The organism is Arthrobacter sp. Helios (assembly GCF_023167125.1).
GTDB classification, from domain to species: Bacteria; Actinomycetota; Actinomycetes; order Actinomycetales; family Micrococcaceae; genus Arthrobacter_B; species Arthrobacter_B luteolus.
Genome location: NZ_CP095402.1, coordinates 3,535,910 through 3,549,254 on the forward strand (window position 1 = coordinate 3,535,910; position 13,345 = coordinate 3,549,254).

General features: G+C 64.2%; 16 protein-coding genes. 6 read left to right on the forward strand and 10 right to left on the reverse strand.

Annotation, left to right across the window (positions count from 1 at the left end; translation table 11 throughout):
- The first annotated feature begins 225 nt into the window (after positions 1 to 225).
- Positions 226 to 540, forward strand: a complete 315-nt coding sequence (locus ArtHe_RS16230; protein ID WP_248317874.1) for a GyrI-like domain-containing protein — start codon at positions 226 to 228, stop codon at positions 538 to 540.
- Between the two features lie 308 nt (positions 541 to 848).
- Here the strand turns inward: ArtHe_RS16230 and ArtHe_RS16235 are convergent, their stop codons facing one another.
- The 5 genes from ArtHe_RS16235 to ArtHe_RS16255 form a co-directional block, all read right to left on the reverse strand.
- Positions 849 to 1,175, reverse strand: a complete 327-nt coding sequence (locus tag ArtHe_RS16235; RefSeq protein WP_248317876.1) for a hypothetical protein — start codon at positions 1,173 to 1,175, stop codon at positions 849 to 851.
- A 160-nt stretch (positions 1,176 to 1,335) separates the two neighbouring features.
- Entirely contained in the window at positions 1,336 to 2,346 is a 1,011-nt protein-coding gene (locus ArtHe_RS16240) for an alpha/beta fold hydrolase (protein ID WP_248317877.1), read from the reverse strand.
- Positions 2,347 to 2,384: 38 nt separating this feature from the next.
- A complete protein-coding gene (fmdA, locus tag ArtHe_RS16245; protein ID WP_066299513.1) occupies positions 2,385 to 3,632 on the reverse strand; it encodes a formamidase in 1,248 nt (415 codons plus the stop codon).
- 68 nt (positions 3,633 to 3,700) lie between these two features.
- The gene (locus tag ArtHe_RS16250; protein WP_248317879.1) at positions 3,701 to 4,042 is read right to left on the reverse strand and encodes a zinc ribbon domain-containing protein; all 342 of its coding nucleotides are present in this window, start codon (positions 4,040 to 4,042) and stop codon (positions 3,701 to 3,703) included.
- Between the two features lie 160 nt (positions 4,043 to 4,202).
- The gene (locus ArtHe_RS16255) at positions 4,203 to 4,847 is read right to left on the reverse strand and encodes a M15 family metallopeptidase (RefSeq protein WP_248317881.1); all 645 of its coding nucleotides are present in this window, start codon (positions 4,845 to 4,847) and stop codon (positions 4,203 to 4,205) included.
- An 87-nt stretch (positions 4,848 to 4,934) separates the two neighbouring features.
- On the opposite strand from ArtHe_RS16255, the gene ArtHe_RS16260 reads away from it, so the two are divergent.
- Entirely contained in the window at positions 4,935 to 5,627 is a 693-nt protein-coding gene (locus ArtHe_RS16260; RefSeq protein ID WP_248317883.1) for a response regulator transcription factor, read from the forward strand.
- The gene (locus tag ArtHe_RS16265) at positions 5,608 to 6,726 is read left to right on the forward strand and encodes a HAMP domain-containing sensor histidine kinase (RefSeq protein WP_349238366.1); all 1,119 of its coding nucleotides are present in this window, start codon (positions 5,608 to 5,610) and stop codon (positions 6,724 to 6,726) included. Before ArtHe_RS16260 ends, ArtHe_RS16265 begins: the two co-directional genes overlap by 20 nt.
- Here ArtHe_RS16265 and ArtHe_RS16270 read toward each other — a convergent pair.
- The 4 genes from ArtHe_RS16270 to ArtHe_RS16285 form a co-directional block, all read right to left on the reverse strand.
- A complete protein-coding gene (locus ArtHe_RS16270; RefSeq protein WP_248317885.1) occupies positions 6,723 to 7,490 on the reverse strand; it encodes an SCO1664 family protein in 768 nt (255 codons plus the stop codon). The genes ArtHe_RS16265 and ArtHe_RS16270 overlap by 4 nt on opposite strands.
- Complete coding sequence (locus ArtHe_RS16275; RefSeq protein ID WP_248317886.1) at positions 7,490 to 8,044, reverse strand: DUF3090 family protein; 555 nt, start codon at positions 8,042 to 8,044, stop codon at positions 7,490 to 7,492. Before ArtHe_RS16275 ends, ArtHe_RS16270 begins: the two co-directional genes overlap by 1 nt.
- A gap of 9 nt (positions 8,045 to 8,053) precedes the next feature.
- Positions 8,054 to 8,761 carry a histidine phosphatase family protein gene (locus tag ArtHe_RS16280; protein WP_248317887.1) on the reverse strand — a complete coding sequence of 236 codons (708 nt, stop codon included), beginning with the start codon at positions 8,759 to 8,761 and terminating at the stop codon, positions 8,054 to 8,056.
- Positions 8,762 to 8,949: 188 nt separating this feature from the next.
- A complete protein-coding gene (locus ArtHe_RS16285; RefSeq protein WP_248317888.1) occupies positions 8,950 to 9,159 on the reverse strand; it encodes a hypothetical protein in 210 nt (69 codons plus the stop codon).
- Positions 9,160 to 9,450: 291 nt separating this feature from the next.
- Between ArtHe_RS16285 and ArtHe_RS16290 the strand changes: the two genes are divergently transcribed.
- The 3 genes from ArtHe_RS16290 to ArtHe_RS16300 all read left to right on the forward strand — a co-directional run bounded on the left by ArtHe_RS16290 (position 9,451) and on the right by ArtHe_RS16300 (position 11,588).
- Positions 9,451 to 9,885: a VOC family protein gene (locus tag ArtHe_RS16290; RefSeq protein ID WP_248317889.1), complete on the forward strand. Its 435-nt coding sequence runs from the start codon at positions 9,451 to 9,453 to the stop codon at positions 9,883 to 9,885.
- Positions 9,886 to 10,243: 358 nt separating this feature from the next.
- Positions 10,244 to 10,477: a hypothetical protein gene (locus ArtHe_RS16295; protein WP_066299531.1), complete on the forward strand. Its 234-nt coding sequence runs from the start codon at positions 10,244 to 10,246 to the stop codon at positions 10,475 to 10,477.
- Between the two features lie 412 nt (positions 10,478 to 10,889).
- The gene (locus ArtHe_RS16300) at positions 10,890 to 11,588 is read left to right on the forward strand and encodes a hypothetical protein (protein ID WP_248317890.1); all 699 of its coding nucleotides are present in this window, start codon (positions 10,890 to 10,892) and stop codon (positions 11,586 to 11,588) included.
- Positions 11,589 to 11,667: 79 nt separating this feature from the next.
- Here ArtHe_RS16300 and ArtHe_RS16305 read toward each other — a convergent pair whose 3' ends face one another.
- On the reverse strand, positions 11,668 to 13,008 hold the full coding sequence (locus ArtHe_RS16305; protein WP_248317891.1) for an APC family permease: 1,341 nt from the start codon (positions 13,006 to 13,008) through the stop codon (positions 11,668 to 11,670).
- Positions 13,009 to 13,345: the final 337 nt, after the last annotated feature.

Genomic DNA, 13,345 nt, shown 5'->3' on the forward strand with positions numbered 1-13,345 from the left:
GAGAATATCATGCTGCTTGATATTAATCACGAAGCAGTTTGTTCCGTGACGACGCGGTTCACCCGGCAGCGCTCGCTACAGCCATGCCCCGGTTCGCGTTGCCAGAAGTGTTCACGGGGGCCGGGTCTCAGTGCTTGAACTCGTCCGGCCACGGACGGTACCGGCCCCCTCCTGTCCCGCTCCACGGCGGCAGGTTCAGGTCGTATCCGGCGTGCCGCGCAACCAGTGGCCCCGCCGTTCAGCAAGTACTACTGGCAGCCCGGCGCCGCCGTCGATGTGGAAGCGGACTTCCCTGTTGCCAGCGCTATCGAACCGGCCGGGAACGTTGTGCCGGGGCATCTGCCGGCAGGCAGGATTGTGGAGGCGGCGCACTTCGGGACCGTCGACAGACTGGCGAAAACCTACGCGAACATTGAGAACTTCTTTGCCGAGCATCAACTCAGGCCTGGCGAGGGTATATGTGAGAACTACCTAGCCGATCCGGAGACGGAGCAGAACCCCGAGGATGCACGGACCCAGACCTGCTGGCCGGTCGATTGACTCCGGGACCCTGCGGCCGGTGACACGGGCCGCGTGTCTAGGGCCATGTGCCAGCTAGGCTCGGGTGCCCCGGCGCTGCGGCCGAAGGAGCAAGACAGCCGTTCCCAGCGCAGCAGTGAGTGACCCCAGCACTACAGTGAGCCAGACTTGTCCAGGGGTGGGTGAGCCAAATAATGCCGGGATGCTGAGAATGAGGGCTGCTGCTGCCAGCGACATTGCGAGCAACAGAATGATGAATACCCGCTGCGATTTGTGATGCATCACTGATCCCTTTTTCCTGGTCGAATGCTGGCTGATTCGCCGCAAAGTCAACTGTGGACGCCGGTGGCAGTTTTCTCCCGCTGGAGCCCATGCCATGCAAGAAGTGCGACGACGGCAAAGAACCCGGCGAGCATCCAGTCGAAGTTGTTGACCAGGTATCCGCCGGCCGCGACGAGCGTAGCTGCGGTGGGCAGCCAAGGAATGTGCTTCCAGTGCCGCAGATTGGCGGCCAACCCAGCAACGAGGGCAACCAGCGCGCCGGTCACAGGAAACAAGCTTGTCTGATCATTGGGAAGACCGCCGAACGTGACGACCGCGGTGGCGAGCAGTACTACCGCGAGGATGGGAAGAGCTGCGCGAAGAGCCGGCTTCATTCTTGCCTCCTGGTCATGCGGGCTGTGTCCGGCCCACCCTAGGCGCTTGCGGCCTGGACCTCAAACCTCAGCGCTCTCCCTATACCAAGGAGGGCACGTAGCACCTCTGGCGGCTCACTCAGGGCGCGGACCGACCTGCGCCGTCGTCAGGGTAGTGTCCTCAGCCCAGCAGCTCCATCACCGCCTTGTCTATAAAAGTGGTGTCAATAGGGTTTTTGCCGCCGCCGGCGAAGTGGCCCCAGATGCCCGGAATGACACGTACTTCGCTGTTCGGAAGGTGCTGGGATGCCCAGACCTCGTCTTCCGGCGGGAAATAGAGGTCCTTTTCGGCCGGCATCTGGATGGTCCGTGCCTGGATGGAGGCCAGCGCCGCCGTGGTGTCGCCGTCGAAGCCCGGAGTCTTGCCCACGTCGCCGTTCTGCCAGGTCCAGAGCATGGTCAACAGGTTGTTGGCATCCCGGTTATCCAGGAAGAAGTCTTCCCAGAAACCGACCAGGAAGTCCTCGAGTGAGGTGAAGCCCAGCGTCCGCCATTCCTCGTGCCAGTAGAAGGCCTGTGAAAACCCCCATCCCGCGTAGACCCTGGCCGCCGCGCGCAGGCCGGTTTTCGGCTGGTCCGTGTACCAGCCCTGCCGCCAGGCGGAGTCGGCGGTAATGGCAGCGCGGACAGATTCGAGGAACACAACATTGTGCGGCGCTGTACGGGGAGAACCGCAGAAGGGAAGCAGGGCGTCCATCATCTGCGGGTAGCTGACGCCCCACTGGTAGGTCTGGCCGGCTCCCATGGACCAGCCCAGGACCAGCCGCAGGTGCTCAATTCCCAGGTGCTCCGTGACGAGCCGGTGCTGCGCAGCGACGTTGTCAAAGACGGTGATGTTGGGAAACCGCGGACCGTCAAAGGGCTCGGGGGTGTTGCTGGGCGAGGAGGAAAGACCGTTGCCGAACATGTTCGGGACGATGATGAAGTACCTCGCCGGGTCCAGACCCATCCCCTCGCCGATCAGCCACTCGTTGTCCCAGTGGCGTCCCGAGTACCAGGTGGGATAGAGAATCGCGTTGCTGCGTTCCGCATTCAACGTCCCGTAGGTTTTGTAGGCCAGCCGGGCATTCCGCAGCGTCATTCCAGACTGCAAAGGAAAGCTGCCCAACTCATAAACTTCGTAGTCGTCCATGATGTCCTTATCTCAGAGAGAGGGTGCGTGGCTGCAGTCTAAGAGCTGACCGCCACCTGGCCACGGTCACGACTCACCGGCCCGTTGCCGCCCGGCCGAATATCGACGTCGAAAATCTCGGTGGGCAGGAACAGCGAGCAGGCGGCATTGGGGATATCCACCACCCCGCCAATCCGTCCCTCAATGGGTGCGGTGCCCAGAATCAGGTACGCCTGCTCGCCGGTGTAGCCCCATTTGGTGAGGTATTCGATGGCGTTGAGGCAGGCGTTTCGGTACGCCTGCGTGGCGTCGAGGTAGAGGTTCGTATCATCACGGTGGTCAACGGAGATGCCGATGAACGTCAGGTACTCCGAGTACCTCGGTTCAACCCGGCCGGGCATAAAGACCGGGTTGTTCCGGATCCCGTAGGTTTCCATGCCGCCCTTGATCAGGTCGATGTGGAAGTCGATGTAGCCGCCCATCTCGATGGCGCCGCAGAAGTTGATCTCCCCGTCGCCCTGGGAGAAATGCAGGTCTCCGCCGGAGAAGAGGCCGCCGTCGACGAAAACGGGGTAGAAGACGCGGCTGCCGCGGGTGAAGTTCTTGATGTCATGGTTTCCGCCGTGTTCCCGGGGCGGAACGGTGCGCGCGCCGTCGCGGGCAATCGCATCCAGCAGGTCGCCCTGAGCAGTGCCGCCCAGGGTGTTTTCCCGCAGCGGCGGCAGGGCCAGCGGAGGAACCCGGTCCGGGTTGGTGTCGATCAGGGCCTGCTCACGCCGGTTCCACCGGGCCAGCAGGTCGGGGGAGGGGGCGGTGCCGAACAGGCCCGGGTGGGTGATGCCGGTGTACCGCACCCCGGGGATGTGCCGGGAGGTGCATTCCTGGCCGGAGAAGTCCCAGATGGCTTTGTAGGCATCGGGAAAATAGTCGGTGAGGAAACCGCCGCCGTTGATCTTGGCGAAGATGCCGGAATATCCCCACCCCTCGCCGCAGTTCTCACCCACCGTCTGTGGCACGGGTCCTATGTCCAGGATGTCCACCACCAGCAGGTCGCCCGGCTGGGCACCCTCCACGGCGATTGGGCCGGACAGCATGTGGCACCGGGAAAGGTCCACGTCGCGGACGTCGTTCGCGGAGTCGTTGTTGCCGATCTGGCCGTCAGTCCATTCCTTGCACTCGATGCGCACGCTGGAGCCAGGTTTGACGGTGGCGGCGGCAGGGATGCCGGGGTGCCATCTGTTGTGGCCGGGCACGGCCTGGTCGCGCATGGACTTGCTCTGGTCAACGCTAAACACTACTTCGGGCATGGCGGAGTCCTTTCAGGATGCAGGGGTCGGTTTCAGGCAGGTGGGCGAGGGCTCAATAAGGATCATGGCTACGGCTTGGGCAGCGGCTGGTAGGGTCCGGTACTCTGCCCGGAGCCCCGTTGTCCGGCCGGCCGGGGTGCGGCTCCGGTGAACGGGCTCCAGCGCCGCCCGTTCCCGATGCCTGCGCCCGACGGCAGCGAACGGACGACGGTCGGCGACTCGGCGCTGGCGTCTGCTGCGTTGCGGGCTCGGTCGGCAGCCCGTTGTGTTCCGGTCAGCGCGGGAGCGGTATAGACCCGCCGGGATTCCTGGCCGCACCGCGGGCACGCCAGCGCGGGTGCCAGCTCGGACATCGGGATCAGCAGCTCGAACTCCGCGCAGTCAGGACAGCGGAAAACATAGGTTGCCAAGGAAGCCTCCACATGATCGGCCCTGCAGTCCAGCGTGCAGCCATGGAACTGTCAAGAGTGGACAGTTCAACCAGCACCAATTCCCACACAGGAGCATCTGACCCCAAGCTGGGATCGACGCCGCACCGCTGGCGCCACAGACCCCGGGTGCCGTGCAGCGTCAGGGGTTCAGCCGCGGGTCCCAGGTCGGATCCGCATACATCGCCGGACAACCGGAGGTGACGGCGTCGGGCAGGTACTCGAAATGCCAGGCTTCGTTGGCATAGACCTGGCAGAGCCCGTAGCGGGCACCGTGGATGGCCAGCCAGTCGATGGCGGCGTAGGGTCCGACGTCGACCGCGTCCCCGTGCACGTGGGCGGAAGTATCGGCGGTGGCCACCCATCGGGCCGCTTCCGCCTCGGAGCCGTACAAGGCGACGGCGTCCTGCAGCAGTCGGTCCTGATACTCGGGGGAGCGCCAGCCGCTGGTAACGACGACGGCGACGCCGGCGTCCGCTGCATCCGTCGCGGCGGTGCGCAGGGCGTCGAGCAGCGCGGTATCCAGGTTGGCCACCGCCGGATGCCCGGCGTCGAAAACGGTGATCCCCTCGGCTGCAACAATGCCGTCGTCAGCCGGGCTGCCAAAGACAAGGTGCCGGACGGCGGCGGATCCTCCCGAGCCCGCGGGAGCGCTGAGGGTAATGAAGGCGGATATTCCGATGAGCACAGCACCGAGCGCCAGGAGGACGAAGAAAGTGGCGAGAATGAAGGCGCGGGCGGAGCGGGACCGGCGGGGCTTTGGAGGGAGGAGGGAGTTGTTGGCCATGGCTCCACTGAAGGCGTTGGCATGTTCCCACCACGTATGGGTTTTTCGATACGCGGACGATATCCGCCGTCTCGTAGGATCGGCCCTATGCGTGTGTTGATCGTGGAGGACGAACCCCTGCTGGCCGAAGCCGTCCGCGACGGACTGCGGCTGGAAGCCATTGCCGCCGACATTGCGGGCGACGGCCACACGGCCTTGGAGCTGCTCAGCCTGAACTCGTACGATCTGGCGATCCTGGACCGCGATATTCCAGGCCCTTCCGGCGATGAGATCGCGCAGCGGATCGTCCGCGCCGGCAGCGGGCTGCCGATTCTGATGCTCACCGCCGCGGACCGGATCGATGACAAGGCGACCGGCTTTGAGCTGGGCGCCGACGATTACCTCACCAAGCCCTTCGAGTTCCGCGAACTGGTGCTGCGGCTCCGGGCCCTCTACCGCCGTCGGGCCCATAACCGGCCCCCGGTCAGCGAGCTGGCCGGGCTGCGGCTGGATCCGTTCCGCCGGGAAGTCTTCCGCGACGGACGCTACGTGGCGCTTACGCGGAAGCAGTTCGCCGTACTGGAAGTCCTGGTGGCGGCCTGCGGGGGAGTGGTCAGCGCCGAGGAACTCCTGGAGAAGGCGTGGGACGAGAACGCGGACCCGTTCACCAACGCCGTGCGGATCACCGTTTCTGCGCTGCGCAAACGCCTGGGGGAACCCTGGATCATCGCCACCGTCCCCGGCGTCGGCTACCGCATTGAAGCCGCGGCGGATACTGCGGATGCGGGTGTGCGTGCGTAGGAGGCGGGGACTCAGCGTCCGGATTAAACTCGCGCTCAGCTATGCAGGTTTTCTCATGGTGGCCGGCGGACTGCTCATCGCGGTGGTGTGGCTCTTCCTGCTGCGCTATGTGCCGGAGCGGGCGGAGGTTGTCCCGCATGACACCCCCGGCGTCGGCAGCCTTTTCATTCCCGGGCGGGATGACCTCTGGGACGCGTTTGCCCCCAGGGCGGCGTGGGCGCTGTTTTTTCTCCTGGTCATCGGCCTGGTTGGAGGCTGGTTTCTGGCCGGCCGGATGCTCGCCCCGCTCACCCAGATCCGGGCCGCCACTCACACGGCGATGGACGGCACTCTGTCGCACCGGATCCGGCTGCCGGGCCCGCGGGACGAGTTCCGTGAGCTCGCGGACAGTTTCGACAGCATGCTTGAACGGCTGGAGGCACATGTGGCGGAACAGCGGCGGTTCGCGGCCAATGCCTCGCACGAGCTGCGCACGCCGCTGGCCATTTCGCAGACCCTCCTGGAGGTTGCCCGGAACGATCCGGACCTGGACCCGGTTCAGCTCATCGACCGGCTGCACACCGTCAACGTCCGCGCCATCGACCTGACTGAGGCGCTGCTGATGCTGAGCCGCGCGGACCAGAAGTCCTTCACCAGCGAACCGGTGGACCTGTCCCTGCTCCTGGATGAAGCCGCTGAGACCCTGCTCCCGCTGGCGGAGAAACGCCGCGTCCGCCTGGATACCTCCGGCGAGGTCACCCCGGTCGTCGGCTCACGCGCCCTGCTGCGGCAGCTGACTATCAACCTCCTGCACAACGCGATTGTCCACAACCTGCCCGACGACGGCGCGGTGTGCGCGACGACCAGCTGGCGCAGCGGGCGCGTGGAACTGATCGTGGAGAACTCCGGTGAACAGCTGGCGCCCGAGCTGGTCTCCAACCTTGCCGAACCTTTCCGGCGCGGCACGGACCGCGTGCGCTCGGACCAGGCCGGCGCCGGCCTGGGACTGACCATCGTCAAGAGCATCGTCCAGGCCCACGACGGAACTCTCACCATCACCGGACGGCCCGACGGCGGCCTGCGGGCTTCCGTTGAGCTGCCCGCCGGTGCGGGTGCTTAGAACAGAGGCCAGGGCACGGCAGGCATCCCGCCGCTGGGTGCCGGGAAAACCGCCGTCGACCGCAGCCGTGCACACCGCGTGGCAAGCGCCTCGATCTCCTCGGCAGTTAGCAGCTCCGCCAGTTGCTGTCCCAGCTCACCGTCCAGGCCCTCGCGAACCCGGTCAATCCCGGCGAGTTCTTCCTCGCTAAGCTTCTCGCCGATCCATCCCCAGAGCACGGTCCGCAGTTTGTGGTCGCTATGGAAGGTGAGCCCGTGGTCCACGCCGTACCGGTGCGCGTTGGCCATGGGAAGGACGTGGTCGCCTTTGCGGTCCGCATTGTTGACGACGACGTCGAAGACCGCCATCCGCCGCAGCGCCCCCGAGTCCTCGTGAATGAGGGCGACGATTCGGCCGGCCTGGTCCTCGCCCTCCAGCACGAGCTTGAACCCGGATTCCGGCACATCCTCCAGCGGCACCAGATCCACGGCGTTCTGTTCCGGGGCGGTCTCCTGCCAGAGCTGGACCATGCCTTCGCCGAGCGGCCCGTCCCGCAGCCAGGTGCGCGGCACGATGTTCCAGCCCAGGGCCTCGGACACCAGGTAGGCGCCGACTTCGCGGTGCGCCAGGCAGCCGTCGGGAAAGTCCCACAGTGGCTTCTCGCCCGCGATGGGTTTGTAGACGACCGTGGCGTCGCCGATGCTGCCCAGGAAAGTGGCGTTGGACGCCGTCGCAATCCGCCCGGTGAGCGTGAGTTCGTCGGTGAGCAGGTCCCGTGCCGGCATCAGGATTCAGGGAGCGTGCAGGTGTGTCCGTCGGCGTCGATCGGCTGACCGCAGATCACGCAGATCGGACGCCCGGCGCCCACCACTTCCCGCGTGCGCTTCGCGAAGGCCCGCGCGGTGCCCACCGGCATCCTCACCCGCAGCACTTCGGCGGCGTCGGCGTCGTCGGCATCCTCGAGGAGCCCGTCGTCGTCCTCATCAACTTCTTCGATGGGGTAGGCCTCGATGACGACCTGCGCCGTCGTCGGGTCCCAGCCCAGGCTCATCACGCCGGCGCGGAACTGTTCCTCCACAGCCTCCAGATCGTCATTGTCGACGAGCTCCAGGGGAGTGTTTGCGGGAACGTGGAAGGGGTTGCCGTCGACGGTCATCAGTTGGTCGAGGATCTCGTCGATCTTCTCGGCCAGCTGGTCCGCTTGCAGCTTCTCCAGGACGATGCTGATGAGCTGCTTGCCTGCCCGCGCCTGCAGGTAGAACGTGCGCTGACCGGGAACGCCGACGGTGCCGACGACGACGCGGTCCGGCCAGTCGAAATCGTGAACGGTAGTAGGCATAGGACTACTTTAGGCTCCTTGGGCGGGCGGTGCTGCGTGGCCTGCACCACCACCGACCGGCGCATCGCTGTGTTCGTGGGTGGCGGCCAGCCAGGACAGGTCTCCGGCGTCGGTGTTGGTCGCGTGGACGGTGGGCCGCCCCGCGCCGTAGCGCACGATCGATACGGACGCAGGCCCGACGTCGATGCGCTGGAACATATCCAGGTGCATGCCGAGCGCGTCCGCCAGGACAGACTTGATGATGTCCCCGTGGCTCACCGCCACCCACACGGCGCCCGGCCCGTGCTCAGCCTCGAAGGCTGCATCGTGCCGCCGGATCGCCGCCACTGCCCTGGCCTGCATCGCGGCCATGGACTCGCCGCCGGGGAAAACGACGGCGGAGGGTTGGGTCTGCACGACCTTCCACAGATCCTCTTTCGCCAGGTCGGCGAGGGTGCGGCCCTGCCACTGGCCGTAGTCGCATTCGGTGAGTTCGTCGTCGACCGGCGCATGCGGGCTGCCCGGCTGCTGGTCGACGATGAACTGCGCGGTTTGCCGGCAGCGCTCGAGCGGGCTCGACACCACTCCAACAAGGGGTACGACGGCGAGCCGTTTCCCGGTTGCGTCCGCCTGGTCCCGTCCGACGTCGTCGAGGCTCACGCCGGGGGTCCGCCCGGCCAGCAGGCCGGAGGCATTCGCTGTGGTGCGGCCGTGCCGCACGAGGATTACTGTTGCCATCCACCCAGCGTAGTTCCCTGCAGTCAGGTGCCCGACGGCGGCGTGGGGGGTGGGAGCGCTGGGCGCCGTTGAACGGCGTTGAATGCTGTAGCGGTTGGGCCACCTTCACCGGGCATTATTGCGGGCGGGGTATATGCGAATGGCATGGTCACGCAGTAGTTGGCCGCCCCTTGGTCGCAGGCGCGACCTCAGCCATCCCGGTTACGGCGTCCCCGCTTCCGCTCCGTGAGCATCATGCTGACGAGCGCAGCAAAAACTACGACAGGCATGAGCCCCGTAACCACCGCTATGAGGCCAGGAAAAATCGCACCAGTAATTCCAAGGGCAACAACAATCACCAGCGCTGGCAGCATGAAAGAAAAGCGCAGTTTCAAGTCAACCCCTTTTGATTTCGCCATCTTTTAGCTGCTGCGATTATTTCGGCTCTACCAGGACTGTTCCCTATACGGGCATGAATGCGGGAACCTCCATTCTCGCTGTGACCCTAGCGCACGAATGGCAGCGATACCTAGCGACGTTTTCCCATGTCTGTGCGTCATCCACATGTCTGTAAGCCGATCCCCGACTGGAGCAGTCCGGGTTTAGCTCCTCAGCTAGGGACGTCCCGTTGAGGGACCGGTTTACGGGACGGGAACCTCATGGTCGGGAAGGGCTGGCGAGGGAACCTTCAGAATCGTTAGTCTCGGTCCATGAGTGCATTCCCTCAGATGCTTCAGACGGTTCTCGACACTACTGATGTGCGAGGACTGGCGGAGTTCTACCGTCACCTCCTGGGACTCCAGTATCGGCCAGGAGATGAGCCCGTGGAGGAGGGCAAGGCTGACTATGTCGATTGGCTCGTTCTCACTGATGGACAGGGTAAACGCAGGCTTGCTTTTCAGCAGGTTGATCATTTGCAGCGGACAACATGGCCGCTGCCTGAGGTGCCGATGCAGATGCACCTCGACCTGACGGTTCCTGACCGAGAGGCGCTGGAGCATCACCACTCCAGGGCGTTGGCGTTGGGGGCAGAGCTCCGTCTCGATCGGACGGACGACCCGAACGAGCCGTTGTACGTTTACGCCGATCCGGCCGGTCATCCGTTCTGCATCTTCGTAGCGGGCATGGGGTCAGGTGTCCGTTGAAGGACCCTCCACTGGGACAACGGGAGCATCCAGAGCCTCGGGATCACACCGGGCGCAGCCGTGCATGAGTATCGAGGGTTGAAGCGTTTAGTGCCGTACTGCAGCTCCCAGACCCGCCGGTTTTGGTGCGGGAGATCTATCGACGGCCATGAACCGGCACCAAGCCGCAGCCGGACACACCCGACATTGGACGTCCGGGGCAAGCCAAAACAGACTTGGTGACTACGGACCGGATAAGCGCCGGGGAAGTGACTAAAACTGTCCAGTTGTCTCGCCTGGGGATCATTAACCGGTACAACTCGGGCATCATTCTGCGAGGATTCATTGGCGAGTGTCCGAAAGCGGAGGATGTGCACCGATGGAAGAATTTCCCCCAGCCGCCCTAGCGCGTCAGCGCAGAATGAAGCGTGTTGCGAGAGCGTTCTTCGCGCTGTCCGCGCTGGCTGTTCTGACGCCGGTCGCAGTTGGTCTCTTCGGCTACAACACGGACTTGCCGATTACTTTGATCGCGGCGGCTCTGATGATAACGGGGATCGTCATCCAGACTCGGTCGGACCCGGCTTATGCCAAGACATCACAGAATCACACGTAGCCTCCCTGGGCGTCCCCTCAGCGCGAAACGTTTACGGCTCCTGCTAGGCAGGACATTCATCGCACGGGCGATCAACCGCTACATTGTCACCGCCATCCAATCTGCGGAAGGCCGCCAACAACCTTGGAGTCCAGCTATGGCACGTAACCGCAGGCGTTGGAGATATCGTGATCCGGCCGCAGATCGGTTTGCTGTACCTGCTGGCGATAATCTTCACCATCGACTCAACTCCACCTCGAATTGCCTATGCATTGTTTTTGCTTCGTTCACCACAGTCCTCGTAGTCATCAAGGTGGTAAGGAACTCAGCTTCCCCACCAAACGAAGGCGGCCGATAACCTGATCCTGGTCCCGGCGCCCGGCCCTACCTCCCGTTCCTATAACGAAGAGGGTGTGTAACACTTCGCGCATGAATGACCCACGAACGCCCAGACTTCTCTGCTGCCTCGGGATGGGACAAGCGGTCGCTTTCTGCGGCGCTGGTACTGACGGGCCAAGGAAAGTGTTGGACCGCGGGTGGGTTGAAAGAGCTGCGCCACTTGTCCGTCCCCCAACCGGATGACGGTATGAAGAACTGGGTCCGGCTACACCCCTACCTGGCACTTGCATCCGGCTATGTGATCTTCTTCGTGTTCACAGCAGCCGTACGCTTCAGCATTAACTCACGTGACCTGGTTGATGCCCTGGTCGGTGCCTTTATATACACCTCGGTTTACTGGGTTTTCGCACTGTCGCAGGTTCGAACTGCTTGGAAAACCAAAAAACGGCTCGCGGAACACGGGCAGTTCAAGGCCTATATCCGCTATCCCGACTCCCGTCCGGGTTCACTCAGCGGCATCTGGAACCAAGGGATCGCGACTCCCGCTGCCGGGTCTGTCCGCTTCCAGCCCGCTGTTTACGACACCTTGGAGCCTTCAGGACGGGCAACAGACTTTGTAGTGCTGGACGTGTTTCCGGACCGGTGGAAGGTCAGCGGTAAAGAGCGCAAGTATCTGCCAGCCTCCGGATACCAAGCCATGACCCTGCTGACTGACAAGGGCAAGGTGCAACTCGCCGCGAGTCCGGAGTCGCTGGACGGACTCGCCACGGCTCTGGCATCCGGTCCTGTGTAGCGGCCGCCTTTACAAGGCCGCATGCCAAGCGTGAGTGGCGCGCTGCACGCAATGCTGCTCGTAGGGTCCCAGCCGCACGTCAGTCCGCGCTCACGCGGTCCTCGCGTTTGCGCCGTGCCCGGGCGGCGAGAAACAACAGGGATCCGACCGCCACGTAGGCGGCGGACCCGAGCCAAATGGGCCAGGTTTGCTGTGCCAAGAGCACGATGCTCGCAATGATCGCGAGGACCGGCACGAATCGAGGTGCCGTGAAGTGGTCGTGCTCCACTTTGTCCTTCTTGAGGACGAGGACACTCACGTTGGCGGAAAGGAACACCAGGAGCAGGAGCAGCACGGTGGTTTCGGCCAGCGAGGCGACATTCCCGGTCAGGGTGAGGATGATCGTCAAAGCGGCAATGACGACGATGGAGACCCACGGGGTACGGCGGCCGGGCAGCACGCGGCTGAAGGCACGGGGAAGCAGTTCTGCTTCTGCCAATCCGTAGCCGACCCGGCTGGCCATGACCATGAACAGCAGCGCTCCGTTGGCAATGGCGATCAGCGCGATGAGGCTGAAGAACCAGGGCGGGATGCCGACACCGCTGGCGGCGACGACGTCGAGCAGGGGCCCGGTGGAGTCGGCCAGTTCCGTCGGGGGCAGGACGATGACTGCGCTCAGGGCGATGAGGAGATAAACGAGCCCTGCGGTGCCGATGGCGCCGAACAGGGCGCGGGGGTAGGACTTGGACGGCTGGCGCACTTCCTCGGCCATGTTGGCCGCCGCCTCGAAGCCGAGGAACGAGAAGAAGGCGACGATGGAGGCGGCGAAGGCGCCTTCAAGAGGCGGTATGTCCGGTTCGAACTCAAGGAGCCGGGAGGGCTCTCCGTTGCCGGAGGTGAGCACGACGGCGCCGACGAAGATAACGATGACGAGTCCGGTTACCTCGATGATGGACGCAATGAGGTTGGCGGTAAGGGACTCCCGGACGCCGCGCAGGTTGATCAGGGTCAGCAGGATGATGAACGCGACTGCAGCGGGGGCGGAGGGAACATCAATGATCGCGGTCAGGTAGTCGCCCGCGAAGGCGTTCGCCAGGGCGGCGGCAGTGGTGATTCCTGAGGCCATCATCAGGAAACCGACAATGAATGACAGGTAGGGGATGCCGAAAGCCCGGTCGACATAACGGGCGGCTCCGCCAGCGTGAGGGTATTTGGTGATCAGCTCCGCGTAGGTCGCGGCGGTGAGCATCGCGACGACCAGCGCGATCAGCAGGGGAAGCCAGATGGCGCCGCCGACGTCGGCGGCCATGGTGCCCACGAGGGTGTAGATGCCAGCCCCGAGGGTGTCTCCCACGATAAACGCGAACAGCAGCGGCGTACCGACTGCCCGCTTCAACCCGGTTTGGGGTTTTGACGCGGCGGTTCCCGGATCTTTTGTCATTGGGCTATTGGAATTCGTTTGCCATCCCAGCGCAAGAGGCTTTTCCATCTTGTGGCGCCGGTTTGTGATTCAACCGTCCGGCGCAAACAACTCAACATGGCTAAGCCGACGACGGCGCTCCGGTGCCGTCTCTGGCTGCGGCAGCGTCTTCTGGCTAGGGTGAGCGCATGGCAGCACGACTCTCGCGACTCCTGACTGCGACCACAGCCTTTCTCCTGGTGGCGCTCCTGCTGATCATGATCGTGGACGGATTGACTCCGTTAAACCTCAGCCGGTGGAGCAATGCGGTTGTCTGGGCGCTCGCCGTCCTGATCCTGATTCGCCTAATAACCCGTGC

What these genes read in the sequence shown, in the direction of transcription:
- ArtHe_RS16305 (WP_248317891.1), bottom strand. Translation starts at nt 13,008, where the DNA reads ATGACAAAAGATCCGGGAACCGCCGCGTCAAAACCCCAAACCGGGTTG.
- ArtHe_RS16255 (WP_248317881.1), bottom strand. Translation starts at nt 4,847, where the DNA reads ATGGCCAACAACTCCCTCCTCCCTCCAAAGCCCCGCCGGTCCCGCTCC.
- ArtHe_RS16270 (WP_248317885.1), bottom strand. Translation starts at nt 7,490, where the DNA reads ATGCCGGCACGGGACCTGCTCACCGACGAACTCACGCTCACCGGGCGG.
- ArtHe_RS16275 (WP_248317886.1), bottom strand. Translation starts at nt 8,044, where the DNA reads ATGCCTACTACCGTTCACGATTTCGACTGGCCGGACCGCGTCGTCGTC.
- ArtHe_RS16235 (WP_248317876.1), bottom strand. Translation starts at nt 1,175, where the DNA reads ATGAAGCCGGCTCTTCGCGCAGCTCTTCCCATCCTCGCGGTAGTACTG.
- ArtHe_RS16240 (WP_248317877.1), bottom strand. Translation starts at nt 2,346, where the DNA reads ATGGACGACTACGAAGTTTATGAGTTGGGCAGCTTTCCTTTGCAGTCT.
- ArtHe_RS16300 (WP_248317890.1), top strand. Translation starts at nt 10,890, where the DNA reads ATGACCCACGAACGCCCAGACTTCTCTGCTGCCTCGGGATGGGACAAG.
- ArtHe_RS16290 (WP_248317889.1), top strand. Translation starts at nt 9,451, where the DNA reads ATGAGTGCATTCCCTCAGATGCTTCAGACGGTTCTCGACACTACTGAT.
- ArtHe_RS16265 (WP_349238366.1), top strand. Translation starts at nt 5,608, where the DNA reads ATGCGGGTGTGCGTGCGTAGGAGGCGGGGACTCAGCGTCCGGATTAAA.
- ArtHe_RS16295 (WP_066299531.1), top strand. Translation starts at nt 10,244, where the DNA reads ATGGAAGAATTTCCCCCAGCCGCCCTAGCGCGTCAGCGCAGAATGAAG.
- ArtHe_RS16280 (WP_248317887.1), bottom strand. Translation starts at nt 8,761, where the DNA reads ATGGCAACAGTAATCCTCGTGCGGCACGGCCGCACCACAGCGAATGCC.
- ArtHe_RS16285 (WP_248317888.1), bottom strand. Translation starts at nt 9,159, where the DNA reads ATGGCGAAATCAAAAGGGGTTGACTTGAAACTGCGCTTTTCTTTCATG.
- fmdA (WP_066299513.1), bottom strand. Translation starts at nt 3,632, where the DNA reads ATGCCCGAAGTAGTGTTTAGCGTTGACCAGAGCAAGTCCATGCGCGAC.
- ArtHe_RS16260 (WP_248317883.1), top strand. Translation starts at nt 4,935, where the DNA reads ATGCGTGTGTTGATCGTGGAGGACGAACCCCTGCTGGCCGAAGCCGTC.